Here is a 24,146-nt window from a genome sequence, read left to right as displayed (position 1 = left end):
TAAGTAGCGGCGTTTTTGTGTAAGCATCTTAGTGGCTTTTAGAGGCGAGCATTTCCTTTAAACCACCACCGTTAACGACCTGCTGATAGCCCATGGCTTGCAGAACCTGCAATGCATAACCGGAGCGGTTTCCCGAGCGGCAATACACCACGATGGGCTGGCTTTTATCTTTGGTAATGGCGGCAATTTGTTGGGCAATCACAGTGTGTGGAATGTTATGAGCTTGGCTTAGGTGGCCTTGGTCAAACTCCCCTTCGCTACGTACATCAATCAAAATAGCTTGTTGTTGTTCTACACGTTGCCAAGCAAGTTCTGAGCGTTCGGAGGCTTGAACCGACAATACACCCATTAAACTGCAAAGCACTAAGCTTTTTAATACATTCATCATCTTCTTCTCCATCCTTGTTCAGAAGTTAATTGCTTGGTGAAAATTGTTGAGTAGTGTATCGATAATCAGTGACAGTATTCTTGATCTAACTAAATTTTGTGAGGGCTGGTTACATGATTTTTGCTAAAGGCTGTTAACTTTGAGCTACACCTTAAGTAGTAGAGGCTGCTTACAGATAGAAAAAAGCCGCTAATTAAAGCGGCTTTATTGCTGATTAAGCAGCGTTAGATTTTTCTTCAATTAACTTATCAACCACCGACGGGTCGGCAAGGGTTGAAGTATCACCCAATGAGTCGGTCTCGTTAGTGGCAATTTTGCGCAGAATGCGGCGCATAATTTTGCCAGAACGGGTTTTCGGTAGGGCTTCGGCCCAATGTAAAATATCCGGTGTAGCAATGGGGCCAATTTCTTTACGTACCCAAGCTTTTACTTCTTTATGCAACTCTGCGCTGGCTTCTTCGCCCGCCATTAAAGTGATGTAGGCGTAAATGCCTTGGCCTTTAATTTCATGAGGAACACCAACCACAGCCGCTTCTGAGATCTTAGGATGAGCAACCAGGGCACTTTCAATTTCGGCGGTTCCCATACGGTGACCACTTACGTTAAGTACGTCATCTACACGACCGGTAATCCAGAAATAACCATCCTCATCGCGGCGCGCACCATCACCAGTGGTATAGGTGCCAGGGAAGGTGGAGAAATAAGTTTGCTCAAAGCGCTCGTGGTCACCATATACGGTGCGCATTTGCCCCGGCCAACTGTCTTTTATAATTAGGTTACCTTCGGCGGCTCCTTCTAGCTCATTGCCTTCGTTATCGACTAAGGCCGGTTGTACACCAAAGAAGGGACGAGTGGCCGAGCCTGGTTTAAGCGCGGTTGCACCGGGCAGTGGGGTTATTAAAATACCGCCGGTTTCGGTTTGCCACCAAGTGTCGACAATCGGGCAGCGTTCATCACCAATAGTGCGGTAATACCATTCCCAAGCTTCTGGGTTAATCGGTTCGCCTACCGAGCCCATAATCCGCAGGCTGCTTCGGCTGGTGCCTTGCACGGCGGCATCGCCTTGGGCCATCAATGCCCGAATTGCAGTAGGGGCGGTGTATAAAATGGTCACTTGGTGTTTATCACATACTTCGCTCATGCGTGCAGAAGTAGGGTAGTTGGGCACACCTTCAAACAAGATCGTGGTTGCGCCATTGGCAAGCGGTCCGTAAACCAAATAGCTGTGGCCGGTAATCCAACCCACGTCGGCGGTACACCAGTAAATATCACCTGGGTGGTAATCAAACACATACTTAAAGGTCATGGTCGCGTAAAGCAGGTAGCCGCCGGTGGTATGTAGTACCCCTTTAGGTTTGCCAGTTGAGCCAGAGGTGTAAAGGATGAACAGCGGGTCTTCCGCATTCATTGGCTCTGGCGAACATTCGGCTGGCTGGTTTTCGGTAACTTCGTGCCACCAAACATCGCGGTTGGCATTCCAATTTACTTCGCCGCCAGTGCGTTTTAATACCACTACGCTTTTAACAAAGGCACAATCTGGGTTTTCTAAGGCTTGGTCTACGTTGGCTTTTAATGGTACGCCGCGTCCGCCGCGCACTCCTTCGTCGGCGGTAATTACGTATTTAGAATTTGAATCAATGATTCGACCGGATAAGGCTTCCGGAGAAAAGCCGCCAAATACAATGGAGTGAACAGCGCCAATACGGGTACAAGCTAACATGGCGACTGCAGCTTCTGGCACCATTGGCATATACAAACATACCACTTCACCTTTTTTAACACCTTGCTCTTTTAAGGCATTAGAAAACTTACACACTTTTTCGTAGAGCTCATTAAAGGTGAGTTTGCTGTCTTCTTCTGGGCTGTCGCCTTCCCAAATAATCGCCACTTCATCGCCACGATCCTTAAGGTGACGGTCGATACAGTTGGCGCTTACGTTAAGCAGGCCATCTTCAAACCATTTAATGCTTACGTGGCCAGGATCGTAGGAGGTGTTTTTTACTTTGCTAAAAGGCTGGATCCAATCGAGTAACTCGTTACCGTGCTTCCCCCAAAATTGATCAGGCTGGGTGATAGACTCTTGATACATATCTAGATATTGCTGATCGTTTAACAAGCAGTTGTCTGCAATGTTTGCTTTAACGGGGTACAGCTTTTGTTCACTCATCTTCCTCTCCTTGCTTCCTCGATGTGAGGCGGGATATCGTCATTGACGTCTCAGATATGAATCTAGACTCGCACCGACACAGGTTGTCGACAATTAGACTTTTGGTTAATTATTTGTGAAGAATAGTAAAATGCTTTATTAATCAAAGTGATTTTTTATGTTGCGAGTTGAAACTGAGAGGCGGCTCACGGCCTGTGTTGGATTAATTTGTGAACTGTAGCAACTCTCTCTTGTTAGTGCTTTTTCGGCTTGATGATTTTGGCGGAAAGTGGAGGTGGCTTAATCTGTTAGTTTCACTTAAAGGCCTTCGTTTAAGATCTTGCTTAGGTGCGTGTACATTTGGGTTTTTAAGCAACTTCAAATGGGAAACACCATGAAAAAACTTCTCGTCATTGCCATGGTTATTGTTACCAGCGCATGTTCAAGTATGGCTGACCGCTATGATCCAACGGTACATAACTCCGATGAAAGTGCAGTTCAGGTGACGCGAGCAGTGGTTCTTAGTGTTACTCAGGTGAGAGTAAAGCCTTCTGATATTGATAAACAAGGTCTACATACTGGATTAGCAGTGGCAACAGCTGGCGGTATTATGGCTGGAGCAGGGCGTAGTGAGCATGCACGTGATGCGGGAGCGGCCTTGGCAGTAATCGGCTTAGTAGGCGCTGCAATCGAAGCCAACAACAATAAAGAGATAGAGGCCTTTCAGTACCTAGTGGAGTCAACTACGGGTAATGTGATGGAAATAACCCAAGCCGATGAAGTCGCTTTGAAGGCCAACTCAAAAGTAATGATTACCCGTTACAATACTGGTCGAATTAAGATCACCCTTGATGGTAGCCAAGGCGAAATCTTCGACCGTACCAGTGAGACGCAATATAACTAGCTTGGGCTTGGCAAATTATAATTTGCCGCAAACGTGAGTATTTTGTGGTAATAGCTGCAATCCCAACTTAAGAAGCTGGGATTGCACATGAGCTTATTCGCTGTAGTTAAGTTTCATGCCTTCTTCGCTAAGGCTTAGCACTAACTTGCCATCAACAATATTGGCGTTCTTGGGTGAGAAGGTAACCAGGTTAGACTCAAAGCCCCAATCACCTTTACCCCAGCGTTTTTCATCGAAGCTAGTAAAATCGTCACGCCACGCTAGGCTGAACTCGCCGTTTTCTTGGTATTCATAAAACTCCATCCAATCGACGACTTGATGCAGAGGCAGGCTGTCTGCTTTAAAGCGGCCGACCCAGCCAACGGCTTCAGAGATCCAAATATTCATGCGGTAGCTTTGCGGAATGTCGCGCATGGCTACAACTTGTTTAGAATTGTCGGCGGTGTCGTGGCGTACAGTTTTACCATCTACCTGCCAAATGATTTCATCGGGTGTCCAAGTGATAGTGTATTCAACGAAGTCTTCTAACTGAGGTACTTGGTGTTTCTTTTCGCTGTGCTTGCGACTATTGAGTTGACCGGTGATTAAGTTAGTTTGCAATTGGTTGGGTGTTTTACCAATGGCCTCAAAATCAATCTCACTCCAAGGTTTGCCTTTACCCTGCCAAGATTCATTGTCATAGGTGAAAAATGAAGATACCACCCCAGGGCTAGACACTAGCTTCATACGAGTCACAAATTTACCGTAAAGCACCTTATCATTGCTATAAACCTCGGCGCCAAATAGTGGTGTTTTACTGGTATTTAGGGCACCGGTTTGCGCCAAGGTATCTTGGTTTACCGGCTCAGCAATGGCCGAGTAAGAGAGAGTGCTAGAGAGCAGCATTAACAAGCTAAGCTTTTTCATTAGACTTTCCAATTAGGAGAAAACTGCGCCTAATGTAGCCTTAAACATTTGCTGGTTCTAGAAGATTTGGGAGGCAAACTCTGGGGCTGTGATTAAGCGCTAAGTGGCTAGATTAATGATGAAACTCGATTCATATTAGCGTTATCTTCATCAATAATATTAAGCACTTATAGCTTGAGGGATGGCGCTGGTTGGTCTTGGTCCAAATTGTAAACGCAGGTAAATCATGGCGGCGGTGATGGCATCATCAATGGCTTGGTGACGGCCCGACAGGGGAATGCCTAAACTTTGGCAAATATGCACAAGATCTTGATTGGGACTAATGCCTACGTGGTCTACATGGACTTTATCGGCAAACATACGGCCAACATCAACTAGCGGATTTACCAGCTTAAAGCCGTAACGTTCTTTACAGTGGCGATTTAAGATCCGTTGATCGTAGCCAATGTTATATCCAACAATCGGGCGCGGCCCAATAAACTGCAGTAGTTTTGGTAAAGCTTCTTCTATGCTGCTGGCTTGGGCTAAATCACTGTGGCGCAAGCGGTGCACTTTAATTGAGTCGCCAGCTAACTTGCTGGTGGCGCGAATTTTAATATCGAAACATTGGCTAGCCAAAATGCGATTTTCGCTGATGATGACCGCGCCCATGGAGACGATGTCGGCCAACTTGGTATCGAGGCTGGTGGTTTCGAGATCCAGCGCTACATATTCCTTACCGCGATAGGGGGCAAACAGTGTGGCAAATTCACTGTCTCGAAATCTTCGTTGATAAAGCAAACGTTGCAACATCGAGCTACCTAATAATCACGAATATTAAAGTGCAGCGCCAACAGCTGTTTAAACTTCTTCACTACATGCAAACCATGGCGCAATAAGTCACGTTGGCTATGGTTGAGCTTATCCAACTTAAGTACGTGGTAGTCCTGCTCATCTTCAGCGGGGAACAGCTGTTGAATACGTAGTTTAAAAAACAGCAATAAGGCTTCTTTAAGATTAGCAGCGCTATCTTCATCCAGCACTTTTAACAGCGCCAGCTGCTCGATGCGTTCTAGGGTATTAGTGGGGCCAATGGAGTGCTCTAAGGCCAGAGCTCTCACCCCATGCACAATAGGAAAAATACCGCCTTTCTTAATATCTAAACCCGCTTGCTTGGTTTTTATGTTGCCAAACAAAGTAAGCGGGGTATGGAACTTAAGCGCGGGCTGGGCGAAAAATGCCAAGGTAACGCTGCGATTTGCCATTTGCGCCATAAGATCTTTACGTAATCTTCGTAGCAGGCTTTTGTTGCCAGCAATCGCGTGGGCGTCTAATACTATGGCTAAGTTCATCATGGCATCGCCGTGGCCGGTTTCTATCCATTTGGCGATGGTGTCGCTCCATTGGCTTTGTTGCTGCACCCATTCCGGGTTGTTTACCATAATCTTGCCGGGGCAAGGCGGGTAACCCAGCTCAAGCAGGTATTCGCTAAATTGATTTAATTGCTGCTGTCGCTCTGGCCAATCGTAGCCATCTTCAATGACTAAGCCGTTATCTTGGTCGGTTTTTACGATTTGCTCACCGCGCCCTTCGCTGCCCATTACCATTAAGCAAATGTGATTGTGGTGCTGCTGAGGAATGCTTAACTCAAATACTCGGCTAATAATTTGCTCATTCATGGTGGCCAGCAGCTTCATAATAAACAAAGTACGAATACCGTTATTGCAGAGGTTTTCTACCAGTTTATTGAGGGTATGCGCCGCTTCGCTGAGTTCCTCAATGCTAGAGGCGCGAGCAATCCGCAAAGCCAGCACGTGAGAGTGGGTTGAGAACAAGCTAAGCAGGTGAGCCATCTCAAGTATGCCAATGATCTTTTGCTGCTCTTTAACGACCACTCGTTCGATGCTGTTGCGGGTCATCAACAGCATGGCGTTAAACAAAAAATCACCTTTGTTCACGCTAATTAAATTGAAGTTCGCCAACTGGCAAACTGGAGTATCTAATGATTGTTGAACTAACACCGCGGCATGCAATAAATCGGTGCCGGTAAGCATGCCAAAGCAGCCATCGTGATTAACCAATAGTGACTCTAACTTTTGCTCACGCATAATTAGCGTGGCTTGCTGTAATGAGGTTTCACCTTCTATCACCACCGCGGGTTGTACGTTGCGTTCATCAATGGTGGTGAGGATAAATTCGGCTAAGTTTTTATTACCTTCACGAGATTCAACCAGTTGATGGCGGGTGGCCAAATCACGTTGGAAATAATCACCAAAGTCACTGTTTTCACTCACTAAACGACGAAATGTCTGACTAGGGAGGGCATAACATAAGGTTTCTTCTAAGGCGATGTAGTCGTGCTTAGCATAGCCGCCAAATTGCGAACGCACATCAAACCAATCTTCCAGAGTATAGTGAGCAAAAACTTCGTCGTTGTTGTCGGCTCGTTCTTCAACTTGGCCTTTAATAATGATGAACAAGCTAGCGGCCTGCGCGCCTGCAGTCACAATTTTTTGTTGGCTTTGAAAATAGTGAATATCGAGGTTGCTAGACACCAGTTCACGCTGCTTAGGCTCAAGCTGATCAAAGGGCGGGTGTTGAAAGTTAAAGTCTGTGCTCATTGCCTCACCTAGTTGTTTCATAACTCAGGTAACTATCGGCATTTAGCATGGTCTTTTTTACCTTGCCAACCTAGACGACTTTAGTCTAAACGCGCATTGAGGCGGGTTTTGGCGATTGCTTGCTACGGTTTTTGTTAAGCTCATTGCTGCAGTTTTTCTGCAATAGTTTGATAAGCCTTTGTATTAATCACAGTTATCACCGATCTTTTTTGCTAGCGTAAATACTTGGTCACGCTGGTTATGAACTGTTTCAAGGGAATTGATTGTAAATGCAAATAGTAAGTGAAGGTTGGTTAGTTATTCCGCTGTCGTTGGCCTACCTAGGGCTGCTATTTGTTATCGCCTATTTCACCGACCAAAATGCCAGTGCGCGCCTGCGTTGGCAGCCTGCCTTCTATAGCTTTTCTATCGCCGTTTATTGTACCTCGTGGACCTTTTACGGCACGGTAGGCCAGGCCAGCGAAAACTTCTTATCTTTTATTCCCATTTATCTTGGCCCTGTGCTGCTATTTCTATTTGGTTGGAAGCTGCTGGCGAGGGTGGTGTTAATTGCCAAACGCGAGCATATCACCACCATTGCCGACTTTATCGCTGCACGTTATGGCAAGTCGCAAACCCTTGCTGTAGTTATTTCTCTTATTTGTATTATTGGTGTGCTGCCTTATATTGCCTTGCAGCTGCGCGCCATTGTGATGGGTTTAGACCTGTTTGGTGGCGAGGCAATGCGCGAAGCGGTGGGTAAAGGCAGTAGCTCTCAAATCGCTTTGTTTGTGAGTATTGCTTTAGCGATATTCACCATGTTGTTTGGCACTCGCCATATTGATGCTACCGAACATCACCGCGGGGTAATTGTTGCTATCGCCTTTGAGTCATTGGTTAAGCTGGTGGCCTTTGTTTGTGTGGGATTACTCGCGGTATCAATATTGTGGGATTTACCACTAAGCGCCCAGCAAGCGGTGAGTGAGTCCTTTAGCTTTAAATGGCAAGAGATTAGCATTGCCGATGTAACAGACTTGGTGATTGCCACGTTGTTGGCAATGTCGGCGGTTATTTGTTTGCCTCGGCAATTCCACGTAACGGTGGTAGAAAACAACCAAGTGAATGATCTTAAAACCGCCCGTTGGCTATTTCCTGCCTATTTGGTGTTGCTCGCCATTTTTGTCTTACCCATTGCCTTTGCTGGAGATGTATTGCTGCCGGCCAATACCCCGGCCGATAACTATGTGATTAGTTTGCCGTTGGCGGCCGGTCACGATTGGCTAGGTATGGTGGCGTTTCTTGGCGGCACCTCAGCGGCTAGTGGCATGGTAGTGGTGTCTACCATTGCCTTGGCCATTATGGTGAGTAACGATTTAGTGTTGCCTTTGCTATTAAAGCAAGGCGGTTTGAGTCGTCGCAACTTTGCCCAGTTTAGTGAACTACTGCTTAACGTTCGCCGCACCACCATTTTAGTGATTCTGCTGCTGGCTTGGGGCACTTTCTTAATGCTAGGGGAATTAGCCAATCTAGCGGATATTGGTTTCTTATCTTTTGCTGCCATTGCCCAACTCGCTATTCCGCTGATTTTTGGCTTGTACTGGCGCGAAGGTAATCGCACCGGCGTGTATGCCGGTTTACTGGTAGGCATGAGCCTATGGCTGCTCAATTTACTGAATATGACCGACAGCCTTAGTCCACTGATTTTTAACCAGTGGATAGCCGAGTGGCTTACTGCGCCACAACTGGCGGGAAGAGCGCTTATCTCCAATGATAACTGGGGCATTGTGCTTAGTTTATTGGGGAACTTATTGGCTTACTTGTTGGTGTCTAAGCTTTCTAGCCCAGCGGTTTCTGAGTGGTTGCAGGCCAGTAACTTTGTTGGTCAAACCGGTAAAAGCGACGACGCAGGGGCGCTTTATCAATCAAAAGTAAGCGTAGAAGAGCTACACATGCTGGCTTCTCGTTTCTTAGGTAGCCAGCGAATTAGTGAAGCCTTTAGCAAATACGCTAGTTCACGCGATCTCGACCTTAGCCCAAATCAGCAAGCGCCGGTTGAGTTAATTGCCGAAACCGAGCGTATGTTAGGTGGTGTATTTGGGGCTTCTTCGGCGCGTTTGGTACTTGGCTCGGCCTTGCAAGGCAAGCAAGTACAATTAGAAGAATTTGCCTCGATTGCTGAAGAAGCCTCGGAGCTTCTCCAGTTCAATAAGCACCTTTTACAAGGCGCGATCGAACATATCGATCAGGGCATCGCTATTGTTGATAAAGAGCTTAAGCTGGTGTCTTGGAATCGCCGTTATACCGAGTTATTTGAGTTTCCCAACGGTATGATTGCGGTTGGGCGACCGATTGAAGAGTTAATACGTCACAATGCCATTAATGGCTTGTGTGGACCCGGTGATATTGAAGAACACGTAGAGCGGCGAGTGGAGCATTTGCGCCGGGGTAATAGCCATACTTCTTCACGAATTCGCCGTGATGGCCGAGTGATTCAAGTGCAAGGCAATCCCATGCCAAATGGCGGCTATGTAATGACTTTTAGTGACATTACTACCTTCCGCCAAGCCGAAGATATGTTGAAACAAGCCAATGAAATTCTTGAAGCGCGGGTGGCTCAGCGTACTCAGCAATTATCATCTATTAACCAACAATTGGTGCATGCCACACATGCGGCCGAACAAGCCAACCAATCTAAAACCCGTTTCTTAGCGGCGGTGAGCCATGATCTTATGCAACCGCTTAATGCCGCTAAACTGTTTGCCGGTTCATTACTGGAAGCAGACTTGGCAAAAGACGCCAAGTTTTTAGCCGCAAGCATCGACAAGTCTCTTTATTCAGCGGAAGAAATTATTAGTGATTTACTGGATATTTCGCGGCTCGAGTCTGGGCGAGTGGTGGTGAGTAAAGAACAGTTTGATATTGGCCATTTACTCGATCATATTCATGCAGAATTTATCCCGCTAGCGCAGCAGCAAGACGTAGAGCTAAAACTACATACCAGCAAGCTTACCGTAAGTAGCGACAGCAAATTATTGCGCCGTATCCTGCAAAACTTCCTCACTAATGCTTTGCGTTATAACCCCAAAGGCAAAGTGCTGCTGGGGGCTCGTCGTAAAGGCCATAGCCTGCGATTAGAGGTGTGGGATAATGGCCCCGGCATTGAAGAGAGTAAGCAACAGCAAATTTTTGAGGAGTTTCAGCAGTTACAAAAATCTGGCCGCGCTCGTGAAGAAGGCTTAGGTTTGGGCCTAGCCATTGCACAGGGGTTTGCCGAGCTACTTGAGATCCCTATTGGCGTGGAATCGGAGCTAGGCAAAGGCTCGGTATTTTACGTTACTGTTCCGGTGGTAGAAGCAGCCAACATATACAAAACCAAGCAATTAGAGGGCGCGCCTATTAGCACCACCCAAGGTGCAAAAGTGCTCTGCATTGACAATGAACCCGACATTTTGGCCGGTATGGAAAGCCTGTTAAGCCGCTGGGGGTACGAAGTTATTTGCTGTGAAGACGCCGACACCGCTGCTGAAGTTATTGAAGGTGGCTGGGTGCCTGAACTGATTTTGAGTGACTACCACCTCGACTACGACAAAACCGGCTTAGAAGCACTGCAACGCCTAATTCATCAAGGGCAGCTCTCATGCCATGGCATTGTGATTAGCGCCGATCGACAAACCGACCTTATTGACCGAGTACGCGCCCAAGGTTTTGCTTACTTGAGTAAACCACTGCGCCCACTGCGTTTGAAAAAGCTCTGCCAGCAGTTACTCAATAGCCAAAAAGGGGCCAATGATTGGCTTAAACCCAGTTCGTAATAATCACACTCTGCTCGTTTAGCATTGGTGATCTGAGCTAGGTATGTTTTATCAATTTTAAACATCCATAAGTGGCATTTTTTCAATTAATGAACAATATTCAAATCGCATAGGTTGGAGTAAGCCAATAATTGGTAGCTTCAACTTCACCTTGTGATATCTAAACAGAGTAGAGGCTGGTCTACAGCTATGACTCTACAAAAGGGAAATGACATGAGCAACATGAAAACTCCCGGTGTGTATATTGTTGAAAATAGTGCGTTTCCAAATTCTGTAGTGGAAGTAGCAACTGCTGTACCCGCATTTATCGGCTATACCCAAACCGCCAGTCAAAATAATAGGTCGGTACTAAAGAAGCCCACTCGAATATGCTCAATGGCTGAATTCCATGATATTTTTGGCGTTGGAGCTAACTTGCGGTTTGGCTTTGCAGAGGCCGCGGATGAAGTAAGTAACAATGTTTCTTTTAGTGAAAAGCATTACTCAGTATCAACGAGTGGCAATAACTATCGTTTGTACCAAAGCATGCAGATGTTTTTCTTAAATGGTGGTGGCCCTTGCTACATCGTATCGGTTGGTGATTACACAACAGGTATAGCTAAAGATGCGCTATTAGCTGGCATTACAATCCTGTTAAATGAGCAAGAACCCACCATGCTCGTTATTCCTGATGCAATAAGCCTTACTGCTGCTGATTGTTACATGGTTCAGCAGCAAATGTTGATGCATTGCGGTGGCGACGCGCGCAGTCGTATTGCCTTACTGGATGTACACAACGGTTTTCAAGATGAGGACGACAGCGTAGCAGCATTTAGGGCGGGAGTATCAAATAAGGGCATTGGTGATTTTGGTGCAGTGTATTTCCCTTGGCTAAATAGCACTTTAGTTAGTGATACAGACATTGATTTTGGTTATTTAACTGAAGAGGGTAAGGCTACCTTACGAGCGGTTTTAAACGAAGAACTTGGCAGGCCTGATGTCACTTCCGACTTAGGAAAGCTGCTGGCTGATCTTACTAACAATAAAACCTATGCTGATGAGTTTAAACTCAAAGATATTGATCGTACTTTACGCAGCAAAAGCGTTATCTACAAGGCGTTAATTCAAGAAGTAAGTCGTCAGCTTAATCTAGTTCCTCCATCTGGCGCGATGGCCGGCTTGTACACCATGACCGACAATTGCGATGGTGTATGGCAAGCGCCTGCGAATATCGAGGTACTTGGTATCACTTCACCCGCTTTGAAAATTTCCGACGAAGAACAAGAAACCTTAAACGTAGATATTAATGGTAAATCGATAAACGCCATTCGCTCATTTACTGGTAAAGGAAATCTCGTGTGGGGAGCTCGAACCTTAGATGGTAATAGTGTGGATTGGCGCTATATAAATGTGCGACGCACCGTGATTATGCTTGAACAATCAATAAAGCTGGCAGTTAAAGCGTATGTTTTTGAACCGAATAATGCGCAAACTTGGAGCTCGATTAAAAGCATGATTTCTAGTTTCCTAACTAGCCTTTGGCAATGTGGAGGTTTAGTTGGAGCTACGCCAGCCAAAGCTTATAGTGTTCGTGTTGGATTAGGTGAAACCATGACCAGTGAAGACATTTTAGATGGAGACTTAAGAATTACGGTTTTTGTGGCAATTACTCGCCCAGCCGAATTTATTGAAATTGCTTTCCAGCAACAAATGCAGAAATCATAACCTTAATTCATAGGCTCAAACAGCAAGCCCTATATCCAGGGTGTGCTTTAAGCCCAAAGATATTCAGATAGGCACCTGTACAAGCCCGCACTTGCGGGCTTTCTAATTTAAAGAAGCTTCTTAAATCTCGTTATCTTCTGGGCTTGGCTCTAGCTCTAATTGCTGCAAGGCGATTACTGCTTGGGTGCGGTTTTTCACGTTAAGTTTGCGGAAAATCGCGGTAACGTGGGCCTTAATGGTGGCCTCCGATACGTTTAACTCGTAGGCAATTTGCTTGTTAAGCAGCCCTTCGTTAAGCATTACCAATACTTTGTATTGCTGCGGGGTTAGGCTGGCTAAACGCTCCGCGAGAGGGTCTTCCTCTGCTTGAGCGCTAAAGCTTATGCCTTCTGGGAACCAGTCATCACCTTCAATAATGTGCTGAATGGCTGCAACTAATTGTTGCAGTGGCGTAGATTTAGGAATAAAACCAGTGGCACCAAGTTGCTTGGCTTTCTGTACTACGCTCACTTCTTCGCTGGCAGAGATCACCACAATTGGCAACTCTGGGTACTGGCCATGCAAGTGGGTAAACGCCGAGAAGCCATTGGCGCCGGGCATCTTTAAATCTAATAACAGTAGGTCGGGTTCGCGCTCTAGTTCGAGCAGTTTAAGTAGGTCGTTAACATTCTCAGCTTCTAGTAACTGAGCATCGGGAACGGCAGTTTGTACTGCCTGCTGAAGAGCACTACGAAACAAGGGGTGGTCGTCAGCGATAATGATCTTGTAGGTATCTTCCATAACCATGATTCATCTGCCTTTTTTTTGACCATAGCACCAAGCCCTGTGGGTTTCAATTTGCAGAGGGCTTAACTGTGAAGGCCGAGCAAAGTTCCCATTCCAAGTAGGGTTGTGCCACTAAATCTATTCACCCATTGTTGATAGCGTTGCAGCTGTATTTGCACCTTATGATGCGACAAAATGCGTACCAATAGGTACCACAGTAATGCGGTTTCTAGTAACAAAGCCGCCCCGAGTATCAGCTTTTCGCTGAGTAGTGTTTCACTAGCAATAAACTGACTAAATACGCTTACCACAAAAACTAAAATCTTTGGATTAAGTAGGTTACAAGCAATACCGCTTAGCACCACTTTTTTAGCGCGCTTAGGTTTGCCTTCGGCGGCAAGTTCAATAAGCTCTGAGCGACTAAACAAGGTTCTTAATCCAAGGAATACTAAAAAGCCCGCGCCGCCCCAACGCAATACTTCAAACAGCAGAGGGGATTGCTTAATAAGAATAGATAAGCCACCAATAGCAAGGGCAATGTGAATGCTAAAACCCACTAGTACGCCCATTACGCATAATGCCGCTTGGCGTTTGCCGCCGCTGGCATGGCGCAATACCATGACCATGTCTGGGCCTGGGCTTAACATGCCCAATAAATTAATTAATAGCAGTGCGCTTAATGCTTCTAACACGCCTTCATCCCTGAAAAGTAATGAGATTTATAAACTGCGGCTAGTGTAGGGCCTGTCACTAAGTGGATAAATGGAATTGTAGATATTCTATATATTCCATTTTGGAATGTTCGGTTTGGTAAAGATTATAAAACTGTGAGCTGAGCGAGTTCAGCCGCAGATTAAATTGATATTGCGTAAGTTGGAGGGTTTAGCCCAATGCTAAATTTTGTCGTCTTAGTGTTAATATGCGCGGGTAGTTTAGGCAGTAAGGTTAAAAGAAGAGCATGCAAACGGCTGAAGTATCACTTAACAAGTACCTAATGTGGTTTTCACTGGTTTATTTAGCCAGTTCCTTAGTTTTTGGCACCGTGGTGTCGTGGTTAGATTTAGAGTCCAACAGTTTTTTAGGCATTATTATCCTGATGTTGTCGGCATTTATTGCGGTGCAGTTGTTTGTGAAAGATCACCAGCGAGGGCTTACTCGTAAAGAGCTACGCTATTTAAGCTTTTGGTCGTGGCTTGCTTCGATATTCATTTCTGTGGCGGAACTGCTAGCGGTATTTGCTTACTCTTTTTATGAGATTTATGGGGTGATTGCCTGGCTTGATGTGCAGGCGGAGTTGTCGGCTTTGTTGTTTGAATTGTCTATCGACTTACATGCTCTTTACGCGATTATTGCCGTGGTATTGCTGATCTTCTGGGGGCTAACCCGCTTCTGCTATGGCTTTGCCAATAAAACCTTCGTTAAGCAAGTCGATAAGCTAGCTTAGCTTGGCTAATTGCTTTAACTAGGATAAGGGCAGTGGCGGCAGCCATTGCCACAACAACTGCCGCGCTTTAAATGATACCAAGCGCTAAATACCATCAAGCCATTTTCCATGCTGTAGTCTAGGTGTTCTTGCAAAACTGCCTGCTGATTTGGTGGCGTACGGTAGCGCTCTGCTAAGGTAAGTAGCTCATCGTGCGGGGTGTTGGCTATTAGCACTGTTAGTTTCTCGGCCAGCTTTTTCGATAAGCATGTTTGGCAAAAGCAGGCGCGCTCATTAAGGTCGGCGCTCACCGGCAGAATGGCTGGCATATCCATACACCAGCAGTTTCTATCGGCAGTGCAATTTAAAAGGCTTCCACAGCCAGGGCATTGTGAAGGGCTAATTTGTGCCACGAGTATCAGTCTTGATTAATCTGTTTTAACCGAGCATAAAGTATTTTGGTGTTAGTTCCTACGCTAGCTTGCTGTTCGCTCTTCACTCACAAAGCTTACGGTTTGTTTGATTACTAGTGGATCTTTTAACAAACGAAAGTGACCTAAGCCTTGGGTTTGCAGATGTTTAGCCTTGCTCCAGTTTTGGGCGATTAAGCCAAACTGTGCTTGAGTTACCTCTTGGTCGTTGCTATCGCTGACTAATAATCCGAAAGTGTTCACTGGCACAAGACGCTCCACCTTAAACAATTTCCATGGGTCCTCTCCTGCAAGCAAGTCTTGCATTTTCATACCCACTTGCTGTTTGAATCTTGCGGTAAGGCCTTGGCGTAAATTAAGTAAACCGGCGTAGGTACTAAACATTTCATCAACGTCTAAATGAGGGGCTAACATCACTAGCTTTGCTGGAGTAAAACCACGTAATTGAGCGGTAGTGGTGGCCATAGCGCCAAAGGAGTGGGCTAACACACAATGCACTTTGGCAACTTGTTGCTGAATAGCCAATAAGCTGTCACTAAATTCGAGTAAGTGACTATGCGAATCTTGGTGGCTGCCGTGTCCGGGGGCATCAAAAGTTGCTACTTGGTAGCCGGCTTCAACTAAAGGCTGCACAAAATGGCGAAACTGTACGCCGCTGCCACTCCAACCGTGTAAACATACAACCAAAGGCCCAGAGCCCCACAAGTGCAAAGGCAGCTGGTGCTGATTTACGCTTAAGCTAAGGGTTTGCTCAGCGCTCTGCCAAAATGCTTGGGTATTGGCGCTTACTTTGCGTTTGAATACTCGAAACCATAACTCACTAAGAGTATTTGCTGCCCAGCGTTGATTAACTAAGCCAGCGAGATTAAAGGCCAAACCGGCTGCTTGGTAACTTAAAGGCACCACGCGCTGGTGGCGTTTAGCGGTTTGATGTGGCGGTGTAATAACGCCGCTTACTGGCTTGGCTGAAGTTGGCTGAGTCATATTGTCACTCCCTGAGGTTGAGCCACTAGTATGCAATTTGCTGCTTAGCTTAAAAAGTGTCATATTTGCCATATTAATGGTGAAATTGGACGCGCTATGAAAGCTGCAATTTTGTTAATGGACAACTGTTTTGGTACCGGTATAAATGGCATATTGGACGCGCTGATTGCGGCTAATTACAGCCTGATTAAATCTGGAGCGATGCCACTTTTTGAATGGGAGTTGGTTTCTTTAGATGGTAATCCGGTAAGGCCTACAAACGGCCTACGTATTGCTGCCGACGTGGATTTGGCCAGTTTTATTGCTCGCCCAGAACAGCCGGATATTTGGATTATTCCCGGCATTTATCAATCGGCCAGTAACTTTGAGAAAGTGCAAACGGCGATGCGCCAAAGTGAAGTGATGGTGCCGGTGCTTCAGCGGCATGTAGCCAATAACAAAATGATTGTGTGTATGTGCACTGGGGCATTTTTGCTAGCCCAAGCCGATTTGCTGGGCAAGAATCCGGCATTAATGCATTGGCGTAATGAGCACCACTTCCGCCGCGCTTTTCCTCATTTAACCATTGATAGCCAAAATACCATTGCCGAGTATGGCAATTTACTGTGTTCGATTGGCGGTAGTATGGCTTATGAGTATTTGGTATTGCGCCTTATAGAACGTTTTGCTGGCCACCAAACGGCAATCAACACCGCCAAGTTGTTGATGATGGATCTTAATGCGCCACCGGCAGCACCTTATCGTGCTCACCACTATCAACCAGATCACCAAGATGCTTTAGTGCAACAGGCGCAACTTTATTTGCAGCGTAACAGTAGCCAAGACATAAATATGGTGGGTTTAGCAAAAGAGCTCAACATTAGTGACCGCCAACTCAAGCGTCGCTTTGCAGCCGCCTTAAATTGCTCACCCTTGCAATATCTGCAGAAGCTTAGAGTTAATCAAGCTTGCGGTTTACTTGAGGCGACCCAATTACCCAGCAACAAAATTGTGTTAGAAGTTGGTTACCAAGACGAAAGCAGTTTTCGCCGTTTATTCAAAAAACAAATGGCTATGACCATGGAAAGCTATAGGCAGCAGTTTGGTATTCAACATCAGCAACATATGGCAGTGGGTTAGTCAGTTTTATTAAGTTATCTAGCTTAAAGGCTAAGTAAGCGCTTACATGGCTAGGTCATAGCTTGGTGGATTTGCTGTCTAAACCAAGTATGAGCTGGATCGTGGTGGTTGCGATGATGCCAAATCAGCGAGTAGTCAAAAGGGCTAACCTCGAAGGGCAAAGCAACCATGGCTAAAGGGCGCTGCTTTAGTAGCTGCTTAGCAATTTTTGCAGGCAAGGTGAGAATAAACCGTGTCTCACTGAGGATTTGCACCGTAGCGGGGTAAGAAGAGGCGCGAAATTGAATTTGGCGCTGTAAACCTTGCTGGCTAAGGTGGCGATCAATATGGCTGTTTTTGTCTGCACCTGTGGTAATAATAGCGTGCGGATAACGGCAATAATCGCTCATGCTGGGTTGCGCTATCGACAAATAGGGGTGTTGTTGGTGCATTAAACACACTAGGTGATCGGTGCCTAAGGTAGTGGCGTGTAACTCGGTGCTATCTCTGGGCGGCAGCGTCATGCCTAAGTCTACTTCGCCACTATGCAATAGCCGATTGGTGGTGTGGTCCCAATTACACAGCTCAATGTTTAGCTGAGGTGCCTGCTGATAAATACCTCCGAGCACTTTTGGCAGTAAGTGTTCACTTACGTAGTCTGAAGTGGCGATAGTGAAGGTACGCTGGCATAGGCTAGGTTCAAAGGCTTGTTGGTGGAGCAGGTTTTCTACCGAGTCTAATAAGGGGGCTACTTGGGCTTTTAACTCAATACCTTTGGGGGTTGCCTGCAACTGCCCTTGTACTCTTACCAGTAAAGGGTCGCCAAATACCTCGCGTAATTTAGCTAAGTGTTTACTCATGGCCGATTGGCTTAAGTGCATTTTTTCTGCAGCGCGAGTAACGCTTTGTTCTTGCAGTAAATAATACAAAGCACTGAGTAAATTTAAGTTAATTTTTCCAAGTTGCATATTGAGCTCGTCGTTAGTCTACGTGCCTAGCTTACTCGGCTGCAGCGATTCTGTATAGCAAGCTCAAACTAAATTTATTTCATAAGTAGAATGTGCTTTGTGCCACTACTTGGTATTTACCATTGCTGCTTTTATGAGCTTAATCACTCTTTTAATCAGTTAGATATTATTAACGTTCACATAAAGATCGCTTGGCTCTCGAAAACGTTTTTTCATAATTTTGTATATTGAAAACATAATCCATTAGCAGCTTGCCACACAGTTATCATGTAAGCGCTTACATACGGAAGTGAACACATTATAGAAGTGAGATAAAGATGCTAGTACATAAAAAATTGTCCATTACCCAGTTGATTCTGGCGACATTTTCAATGCTATGTATCGTATTGCTGGTGCTCGGTTTAGTTGCATGGAAACAAATGCAACAGGCAGAAAACACAATGAGTGAAGTGATCACTCAAGCTTTCCCTTTAATGGGACATACGAACCAGCTTGATCGTAGTTTAACCGCTGTAGAGCGGGTGCTAAATAACACCATCCAAGAACGCGACGAGCAGAAAGTTAATCAACTTATTGAGCAATACCATCAACGCGTGGTCGATTACAAAGCGGCAGAGCAAGTATTGGTAAATTGGCTGTCGGAAAATGGCGTAGAAAGCGAAAACTTTAGCCTTGTTCAACAGCAAAATGAACTGTTGTTTGAAGATGCAGAATACCTTATTGAGCTGCATCAAGATGTCATTTCCAGCGGAACCTCATTATCTGAGCGAACCGCTAGCTTCCAAGGCATATCACTGCGTATTAACTTGTTGTTAGGCCAGCTATTTGATGAAGAAGATCCTAGTATGCTCAAGATTTTGCTTGAAGCAGTAAGTGCCGATTTATCAGCAATGCAGTTAGCCACTATTAATGTGCTTAATTCAACCGATCCTCGCGAAGTCTCTAAAGTGATTACCAACAATCGCGAAACCAAGACTTTTGTAGAAGAAGACTTTGGTGACTTGATTGTTGAGAAAGAGCTGAAAGATCAACAAGGCGAGCATGAATTGGTAACCCAAATTCCATGGTTACTAAACGAAGTGACCGAGTTTGGTGGCTTACTAGGTCAGTACCAGCAGTATCTGATTAAACAAAATAAATTGATGAAGCTTAAGGCTTCTATTACCGACCAACTAGAAGACGTAAACGGTAACTTGAGCGCGCTTACTGCCGAGAGCCAAAGTGCTACCGAACAGCAAATTGAAGAAGCCTCTGGCAGCATCTCTACTTTAATAAACAGTGGCGCAGTGGTTATTCCTCTAACCATTTTGTTCTGTATCGCCATGGGTCTAATTATTCAGCAGTTGATTAGAACGCCGCTGAAGCAACTGATTAACACTCTTAAGCACTTAGCAGAGGGTGATTTGAGCCAGCGCTGTCAGTACCAAAGTGGCAACGAGTTTGGCATGTTGAGCAATCAGCTAAATCAGGTTATCGATCAGCAGCGAGATACCGTAACGGGCTTGCGTGATAAGAGTGAAGCCTTAGGCCAAGCCTCTACCGTAAACCGTCAGCACGGTAGCGACATTATGAAGCAGCTAGACGAGCAACGTAGCCAATGTATTACCGTGTCGGCCGCTATGACCGAAATGGAGCAAGCGATTCAAGATGTAGCGCGCCGGGCAGACTCAGCAGCGCAAGGTATGCGCGAAATTAGCGATAGCACGCAAGACGGCGTTCGCCTTACCGAAGAAGCCCTAGAAAACAACCAAGCACTAGCGGCTAACATTGCCAGCTCTACCGATAGAGTGAAGCATGTGAGTGAAAGCAGTAACGCTATTTTTGGCATTCTAGAGGTGATTGAAGGCATTACTCAGCAAACAAACTTGTTAGCACTTAACGCTGCGATTGAGGCAGCCCGTGCTGGTGAGCAAGGCCGAGGCTTTGCGGTAGTGGCCGATGAAGTTCGCCAGTTAGCCCAGCGCACCGCTTCTTCTACTACCGAAATTCAAACCATGATTGGCGGCTTACAGCAAGATACCGAGCTAGCGGTGAAGGAAATTGAGCTGTGTAATAAGAGCATGGAGCTAAATGCCGGTAACGTGAATGCGATTAACCAAAAAATTGGAGACATTGCCAGCCACATTGAGCATCTATCACTACTTAACGAAGAGATTAGTGTGGCAACCAACCAGCAGCAAACCACCAGTGTGGATGTGTCTTGCAGCATGGAAACCATATCAAGTGCTGCACAACAAAACCTTACTGTGGTAACAGAGCTAAACCGTTTGAGCGATGACTTAGAGTCGGTTGCTAAAGAGCAGGTGAATTTGGTGCAAGGCTTTAAGTTTGCCTAGTGACTAAGCTTTAAAATAGAAAGCCACCCTTGGGTGGCTTTTTTGTGGCTTACAAACCGTTCAAGATAAGATGAGCACTAAAGGCTTCGGCGTTCATAAAGCCGGTGACTCGGGCTTGTTTTAACTCTTCACCGCTTTGATTAAACAGCAATATTGTTGGCAATCCTAGCACTTCATAATGATTGAGAAGCTGAATAGCGGTGGCATTGGTTTGAGTAACATCCGCTTGGATTAACACCATTTTGTCTAGCTTGGCAGCAACTTGCGGAGCGTGAAAAGTTTTATTCTCAAAATCCTTACAGGCAGTGCACCAATCGGCATAAAAATCCACTAAAGCCGGTTTGCCTTGTTCGGCCGCTAGCTGCAGTTGCTGCTGCATTTCTTCCAAGTTGCTTACTTGAATAAACTCACCCTGCTGTTGGGTTGGCGCAGGCGCAAACCAAGGTTGAGCAGCCCATAACAAGCTCAAAGCCATTACTGCCAACAGCAATAGTTGCCTAAAGGTTTGCCAACCACTTAATAGCGCTAAGCGGTTTTGGTGGTAGTAATAACCACTAGCGCCAATCACTAAGGCAGCCCAGAGGATGCGAATAGCTTCGCTAGATAAAAAGCGTTCCAGCATTAAAATCGCAACTGCAAGCAGCATTACCCCAAAGAAGGTTTTAACGTGATTCATCCACGCGCCGGCTTTTGGCAGTAAGCGCCCACTGCTCGCACCTAGCAGTAATAGCGGCAAGCCCATTCCTAAGCTCAAGCTGTATAAGGTAATCGCACCTAAGGCGAGATCGCCACTTTGCGCCACGTAAATAAGCACTCCAGAGAGTGGGGCGGCGGTGCAAGGTGAGGCCACTAGGCCAGATATCATGCCCATAATGGCAGAGCCAGATAACGAACCTGCTTGCTGCTGGTTACTTAAGTTATTCAACTTTTGCTGCAAGCCGTTGGGCAGTTGCAGGTTAAATAAGCCAAACATAGACAGCGCTAGCACCACAAATAACACGGCTAAGCCGCCTAGAATTATCGGGTGTTGCAGGGCTGCTTGAAATTGTAAGCCTGCACTGGCTACTACCAAACCTAAGGCGGTAAAGGTGGCTGCCATGCCCTGCACATAGGCCATAGATAAACTAAAGCCGCGCTTAGTGCTTAGCTGTTTACCGGCACCGGCAATAATCCCGGTAAGAATGGGATACATAGGGAATACACAAGGCGTAAAGGCTAGCCCTATGCCTAATACAAAAAACAACAATACATTGAGCCAAATGTTGTTATTGGTGAGGCGATCGGCCAGCACCCATTGTTGGCTAATGGGTACCGAACCATCATTGCTCACCATCGGAGCCGTTGTTGCGCTGGGTTCTTCTGTTACGCCATTAGCGGCTGAAGATTGCGACAGAAAAGCCTGTTTGGTTTCTGGCGGATAACATAAACCGGCTTCTGCGCAGCCTTGATACGTAACCTGAATATTGTTGGCTTGATTTAACTGACCAAGCGGCACAGAGAAAGAGACATCTTGCGGATAAATAAACACTTCACCAAAGTAAGCATCGTTATAGAGCTTGCCTTGTGGCAGCAGCTTACTTAAATCAATCGCTTGGCCATCTGCCTCTACTTTAAATTGGGCTTGGTAAAGGTAGTATTCTTCGGCGACTTGCCAACTAAGGTGTAAGGCGCCGTCTTGCTCAACAAAGTTAAAAGCAAAAGCGCTATCTACAGGTAAAAATTCATTAGCGTTAGAACTAGGAGAGGCCTTAAGGCCGGGCAGTTGATCGAGTAAGTTGTTGGCAATACTCGGTAAGCTCAGGCAGAGCAAAAATATTATTGTAAAGAATCGTTTAGCCATTTCAGGTAGTCACTCGCTCCTTGTTCAATGGGTAGCGCAATAAATTCTGGGCAATCATAGGGATGATGCTGTTTAAAATAACACTGTAAGGGATGTAAGCAGCGCAAATTGGTTTTAATTTGTAGCTGTACTTCATTACTGGATTCAATATTGTCTTGCCAGCGATAAATAGACCTGACTTGCGGCAAAATATTAACACAAGCCGCTAATTTTTTTTCAACCAGCTGCTGCGCAAAGTGCTGGGCTGTGTCTACATTATCAAAAGTGGTGAGAACTAAATAGCAAGCGGTTTCCATATTGAGCCTCTTGTAAGCAGATGTCACTTTGAGTGTAGAAACTTGCTATTGAAGCGCCATTAAACAAGCGAAATGCCCTGCTGTTTGCTGGTTTATTGAGCATAAGCCTTTAAATTTGCTCCCACCGCCCTCATATTTTACTCTTAGGATGAAGCAGATTTTCAGCTTCTCCATGACTTTGAGGAACTACGCCTTGTTTTTATATGTATTTTTATTGTTTGCTGGCCTGTCTTACGCAGAGATTTATGTGTTAATTCAGGTGGGCAGCCAAATGGGCGCGTTAAGCGCCATTGCCTTAACCATTCTTACTGCATTGGTTGGTGCATCTCTAGTTCGTAGCCAAGGATTGCAAACCGCCTTTCAGGCGCGTTCGGCAATGGAGCGGGGAGAAACCCCAGCTCAACAAATGATTGAAGGCTTAATGCTAATTATTGCTGGCGCAATGTTAGTGATGCCAGGCTTTATTACCGACTTTTTTGGTTTGCTTATTTTGCTGCCACCGCTGCGAGCTTTATTGGCCGCTCGAGTGCTAAAGTCTCAGGCCTTAAAAATGCAGTCTATGCGTTTTCAAACACCCGGTGAGGGCAATGTGAAAGATGCCAATCCACCTAGCGGTAAGGTAGATAATAAGCCAGGCAGCACCATCGAAGGTGAGTACGAAAGAAAGGACGACTAATCGAAATCAATACAAAAAAAGAAGGGCAATAGCCCTTCTTTTTTTATCTGTAAATGTTGCTAAGGCAATTAGTGCCTTTGTGTTACCACACGAGGATTCAAGCCTTTGCTAGTAGACAAAAACGAATCAAACTCGTCGGAACGAAGATGCTCTTCGGCTTCTTCAACGCTACCCAGAAATGGTAAGTAAACAGTTTTCTCTTTGCTTAGAAAACCACTCAAACGCTCAAATGCAATGTAAATTGGCTGCATAATCAAGTGCTCCCGCTGTTACGCCAAATAAAACCAACAACTTGTTATCTGTTTGTTATCTAATTGTTGGTATAACTGTCTTGTATGACCAGTGGTTGTGATCCTGCTCAAATTTTTATCTGGGTTCAAGTGTTTTTTGTAAAATTTGTTACTGAAAGTGTTTTCATTTTGATATTGGCCAAGTTTTCGCGACAAAAAACCAAAAAAAAATTGTTACTAACCCTTGTATGCAGCGTTTACGCCCCCATCTTAAATTCAACATTAAAGCTTTGTGGCCCTAGGCTGCATATTTTTACAGACAAAACACGATTGTTTTATTTAAGGAGAGATAGCAATGAACATCCGTCCGTTGCATGACCGCGTTATCATCAAACGTAAAGACCAAGAGAATAAATCAGCTGGTGGCATCGTGCTTACTGGTTCTGCGGCTGAAAAGTCGACTCGTGGCGAAGTACTTGCTGTAGGCAAAGGTCGCATGCTTGAAAATGGTGAAATCCAAGCCTTAGACGTAAAAGTTGGTGACACTGTTGTATTCAACGAAGGCTACGGCGTTAAAACTGAAAAAGTTGACGGCGAAGAAGTGCTGATCATGTCTGAGTCAGACATTCTAGCAATTGTAGAATAATCTCCCTTTTTTCT

At 45.5% G+C, this 24,146-nt stretch carries 21 protein-coding genes; 8 read left to right on the top strand and 13 right to left on the bottom strand.

The window, feature by feature from the left end; all coding sequences use genetic code 11:
- Window positions 1-28: 28 nt before the first annotated feature.
- Together G6R11_RS18835 and acs are read right to left on the bottom strand one after the other, a co-directional pair.
- Complete coding sequence (locus G6R11_RS18835; protein ID WP_163134603.1) at window positions 29-388, bottom strand: rhodanese-like domain-containing protein; 360 nt, start codon at window positions 386-388, stop codon at window positions 29-31.
- Window positions 389-602: 214 nt separating this feature from the next.
- Entirely contained in the window at window positions 603-2,555 is a 1,953-nt protein-coding gene (acs, locus tag G6R11_RS18830; RefSeq protein ID WP_163134602.1) for an acetate--CoA ligase, read from the bottom strand.
- A 373-nt stretch (window positions 2,556-2,928) separates the two neighbouring features.
- On the opposite strand from acs, the gene G6R11_RS18825 reads away from it, so the two are divergent.
- Complete coding sequence (locus tag G6R11_RS18825) at window positions 2,929-3,438, top strand: hypothetical protein (protein ID WP_163134601.1); 510 nt, start codon at window positions 2,929-2,931, stop codon at window positions 3,436-3,438.
- A gap of 93 nt (window positions 3,439-3,531) precedes the next feature.
- On the opposite strand, the gene G6R11_RS18820 is transcribed toward G6R11_RS18825, so the two are convergent.
- The 3 genes from G6R11_RS18820 to G6R11_RS18810 form a co-directional block, all read right to left on the bottom strand.
- Window positions 3,532-4,344, bottom strand: coding sequence for a family 16 glycosylhydrolase (locus tag G6R11_RS18820; RefSeq protein ID WP_163134600.1), 813 nt, complete (start codon window positions 4,342-4,344; stop codon window positions 3,532-3,534).
- Window positions 4,345-4,503: 159 nt separating this feature from the next.
- Entirely contained in the window at window positions 4,504-5,136 is a 633-nt protein-coding gene (locus tag G6R11_RS18815; protein WP_163134599.1) for a 3'-5' exonuclease, read from the bottom strand.
- Between the two features lie 8 nt (window positions 5,137-5,144).
- Window positions 5,145-6,944 (bottom strand): DUF294 nucleotidyltransferase-like domain-containing protein, encoded by a 1,800-nt coding sequence (locus tag G6R11_RS18810; RefSeq protein WP_163134598.1) that lies wholly within the window; start codon window positions 6,942-6,944, stop codon window positions 5,145-5,147.
- A 269-nt stretch (window positions 6,945-7,213) separates the two neighbouring features.
- On the opposite strand from G6R11_RS18810, the gene G6R11_RS18805 reads away from it, so the two are divergent.
- Together G6R11_RS18805 and G6R11_RS18800 are read left to right on the top strand one after the other, a co-directional pair.
- A complete protein-coding gene (locus G6R11_RS18805) occupies window positions 7,214-10,735 on the top strand; it encodes a hybrid sensor histidine kinase/response regulator (RefSeq protein ID WP_163134597.1) in 3,522 nt (1,173 codons plus the stop codon).
- Window positions 10,736-10,948: 213 nt separating this feature from the next.
- Window positions 10,949-12,439, top strand: coding sequence for a phage tail sheath C-terminal domain-containing protein (locus tag G6R11_RS18800; protein ID WP_163134596.1), 1,491 nt, complete (start codon window positions 10,949-10,951; stop codon window positions 12,437-12,439).
- Between the two features lie 120 nt (window positions 12,440-12,559).
- Here G6R11_RS18800 and G6R11_RS18795 read toward each other — a convergent pair whose 3' ends face one another.
- Together G6R11_RS18795 and G6R11_RS18790 are read right to left on the bottom strand one after the other, a co-directional pair.
- A complete protein-coding gene (locus tag G6R11_RS18795) occupies window positions 12,560-13,225 on the bottom strand; it encodes a response regulator transcription factor (RefSeq protein ID WP_016402048.1) in 666 nt (221 codons plus the stop codon).
- A 62-nt stretch (window positions 13,226-13,287) separates the two neighbouring features.
- On the bottom strand, window positions 13,288-13,896 hold the full coding sequence (locus tag G6R11_RS18790; RefSeq protein ID WP_163134595.1) for a LysE family translocator: 609 nt from the start codon (window positions 13,894-13,896) through the stop codon (window positions 13,288-13,290).
- A 266-nt stretch (window positions 13,897-14,162) separates the two neighbouring features.
- Between G6R11_RS18790 and G6R11_RS18785 the strand changes: the two genes are divergently transcribed.
- On the top strand, window positions 14,163-14,648 hold the full coding sequence (locus tag G6R11_RS18785; RefSeq protein ID WP_163134594.1) for an ABZJ_00895 family protein: 486 nt from the start codon (window positions 14,163-14,165) through the stop codon (window positions 14,646-14,648).
- A 14-nt stretch (window positions 14,649-14,662) separates the two neighbouring features.
- Here G6R11_RS18785 and G6R11_RS18780 read toward each other — a convergent pair whose 3' ends face one another.
- The gene (locus tag G6R11_RS18780; RefSeq protein WP_205472929.1) at window positions 14,663-14,956 is read right to left on the bottom strand and encodes a DUF5522 domain-containing protein; all 294 of its coding nucleotides are present in this window, start codon (window positions 14,954-14,956) and stop codon (window positions 14,663-14,665) included.
- 147 nt (window positions 14,957-15,103) lie between these two features.
- Window positions 15,104-16,042: an alpha/beta hydrolase gene (locus G6R11_RS18775; protein ID WP_163134592.1), complete on the bottom strand. Its 939-nt coding sequence runs from the start codon at window positions 16,040-16,042 to the stop codon at window positions 15,104-15,106.
- A 96-nt stretch (window positions 16,043-16,138) separates the two neighbouring features.
- Between G6R11_RS18775 and G6R11_RS18770 the strand changes: the two genes are divergently transcribed.
- Window positions 16,139-17,161, top strand: a complete 1,023-nt coding sequence (locus G6R11_RS18770) for a GlxA family transcriptional regulator (RefSeq protein WP_163134591.1) — start codon at window positions 16,139-16,141, stop codon at window positions 17,159-17,161.
- A 50-nt stretch (window positions 17,162-17,211) separates the two neighbouring features.
- Here G6R11_RS18770 and G6R11_RS18765 read toward each other — a convergent pair whose 3' ends face one another.
- Entirely contained in the window at window positions 17,212-18,108 is an 897-nt protein-coding gene (locus tag G6R11_RS18765; protein WP_016402042.1) for a LysR family transcriptional regulator, read from the bottom strand.
- A gap of 317 nt (window positions 18,109-18,425) precedes the next feature.
- On the opposite strand from G6R11_RS18765, the gene G6R11_RS18760 reads away from it, so the two are divergent.
- Window positions 18,426-20,444 (top strand): methyl-accepting chemotaxis protein, encoded by a 2,019-nt coding sequence (locus tag G6R11_RS18760; RefSeq protein WP_163134590.1) that lies wholly within the window; start codon window positions 18,426-18,428, stop codon window positions 20,442-20,444.
- A gap of 49 nt (window positions 20,445-20,493) precedes the next feature.
- On the opposite strand, the gene G6R11_RS18755 is transcribed toward G6R11_RS18760, so the two are convergent.
- The gene (locus G6R11_RS18755; protein ID WP_163134589.1) at window positions 20,494-22,284 is read right to left on the bottom strand and encodes a protein-disulfide reductase DsbD; all 1,791 of its coding nucleotides are present in this window, start codon (window positions 22,282-22,284) and stop codon (window positions 20,494-20,496) included.
- Window positions 22,260-22,580: a divalent-cation tolerance protein CutA gene (gene cutA, locus G6R11_RS18750; RefSeq protein WP_163134588.1), complete on the bottom strand. Its 321-nt coding sequence runs from the start codon at window positions 22,578-22,580 to the stop codon at window positions 22,260-22,262. The genes G6R11_RS18755 and cutA overlap by 25 nt, the downstream gene beginning before the upstream one ends.
- A gap of 193 nt (window positions 22,581-22,773) precedes the next feature.
- Here cutA and G6R11_RS18745 point away from each other — a divergent pair, with 193 nt between their 5' ends.
- Window positions 22,774-23,256, top strand: coding sequence for an FxsA family protein (locus G6R11_RS18745; RefSeq protein ID WP_205472926.1), 483 nt, complete (start codon window positions 22,774-22,776; stop codon window positions 23,254-23,256).
- Between the two features lie 68 nt (window positions 23,257-23,324).
- Here G6R11_RS18745 and G6R11_RS18740 read toward each other — a convergent pair whose 3' ends face one another.
- On the bottom strand, window positions 23,325-23,507 hold the full coding sequence (locus G6R11_RS18740) for a hypothetical protein (protein WP_163134586.1): 183 nt from the start codon (window positions 23,505-23,507) through the stop codon (window positions 23,325-23,327).
- A 334-nt stretch (window positions 23,508-23,841) separates the two neighbouring features.
- Between G6R11_RS18740 and G6R11_RS18735 the strand changes: the two genes are divergently transcribed.
- Window positions 23,842-24,132 carry a co-chaperone GroES gene (locus tag G6R11_RS18735; protein ID WP_163134585.1) on the top strand — a complete coding sequence of 97 codons (291 nt, stop codon included), beginning with the start codon at window positions 23,842-23,844 and terminating at the stop codon, window positions 24,130-24,132.
- Window positions 24,133-24,146: the final 14 nt, after the last annotated feature.

It is taken from the genome of Agarivorans sp. Alg241-V36, assembly GCF_900537085.1.
Lineage (GTDB): Bacteria > Pseudomonadota > Gammaproteobacteria > Enterobacterales > Celerinatantimonadaceae > Agarivorans.
Note: the sequence above shows the minus strand (reverse complement) of the source record. Positions and strands in the feature narration are given on the sequence as shown.

Coding starts and splice junctions, on each gene's coding strand:
- G6R11_RS18835 (WP_163134603.1), bottom strand. CDS start 388: ATGATGAATGTATTAAAAAGCTTAGTGCTTTGCAGTTTAATGGGTGTA.
- acs (WP_163134602.1), bottom strand. CDS start 2,555: ATGAGTGAACAAAAGCTGTACCCCGTTAAAGCAAACATTGCAGACAAC.
- G6R11_RS18825 (WP_163134601.1), top strand. CDS start 2,929: ATGAAAAAACTTCTCGTCATTGCCATGGTTATTGTTACCAGCGCATGT.
- G6R11_RS18820 (WP_163134600.1), bottom strand. CDS start 4,344: ATGAAAAAGCTTAGCTTGTTAATGCTGCTCTCTAGCACTCTCTCTTAC.
- G6R11_RS18815 (WP_163134599.1), bottom strand. CDS start 5,136: ATGTTGCAACGTTTGCTTTATCAACGAAGATTTCGAGACAGTGAATTT.
- G6R11_RS18810 (WP_163134598.1), bottom strand. CDS start 6,944: ATGAGCACAGACTTTAACTTTCAACACCCGCCCTTTGATCAGCTTGAG.
- G6R11_RS18805 (WP_163134597.1), top strand. CDS start 7,214: ATGCAAATAGTAAGTGAAGGTTGGTTAGTTATTCCGCTGTCGTTGGCC.
- G6R11_RS18800 (WP_163134596.1), top strand. CDS start 10,949: ATGAGCAACATGAAAACTCCCGGTGTGTATATTGTTGAAAATAGTGCG.
- G6R11_RS18795 (WP_016402048.1), bottom strand. CDS start 13,225: ATGGTTATGGAAGATACCTACAAGATCATTATCGCTGACGACCACCCC.
- G6R11_RS18785 (WP_163134594.1), top strand. CDS start 14,163: ATGCAAACGGCTGAAGTATCACTTAACAAGTACCTAATGTGGTTTTCA.
- G6R11_RS18780 (WP_205472929.1), bottom strand. CDS start 14,956: ATGCCAGCCATTCTGCCGGTGAGCGCCGACCTTAATGAGCGCGCCTGC.
- G6R11_RS18775 (WP_163134592.1), bottom strand. CDS start 16,042: ATGACTCAGCCAACTTCAGCCAAGCCAGTAAGCGGCGTTATTACACCG.
- G6R11_RS18770 (WP_163134591.1), top strand. CDS start 16,139: ATGAAAGCTGCAATTTTGTTAATGGACAACTGTTTTGGTACCGGTATA.
- G6R11_RS18765 (WP_016402042.1), bottom strand. CDS start 18,108: ATGCAACTTGGAAAAATTAACTTAAATTTACTCAGTGCTTTGTATTAT.
- G6R11_RS18760 (WP_163134590.1), top strand. CDS start 18,426: ATGCTAGTACATAAAAAATTGTCCATTACCCAGTTGATTCTGGCGACA.
- G6R11_RS18755 (WP_163134589.1), bottom strand. CDS start 22,284: ATGGCTAAACGATTCTTTACAATAATATTTTTGCTCTGCCTGAGCTTA.
- cutA (WP_163134588.1), bottom strand. CDS start 22,580: ATGGAAACCGCTTGCTATTTAGTTCTCACCACTTTTGATAATGTAGAC.
- G6R11_RS18740 (WP_163134586.1), bottom strand. CDS start 23,507: ATGCAGCCAATTTACATTGCATTTGAGCGTTTGAGTGGTTTTCTAAGC.
- G6R11_RS18735 (WP_163134585.1), top strand. CDS start 23,842: ATGAACATCCGTCCGTTGCATGACCGCGTTATCATCAAACGTAAAGAC.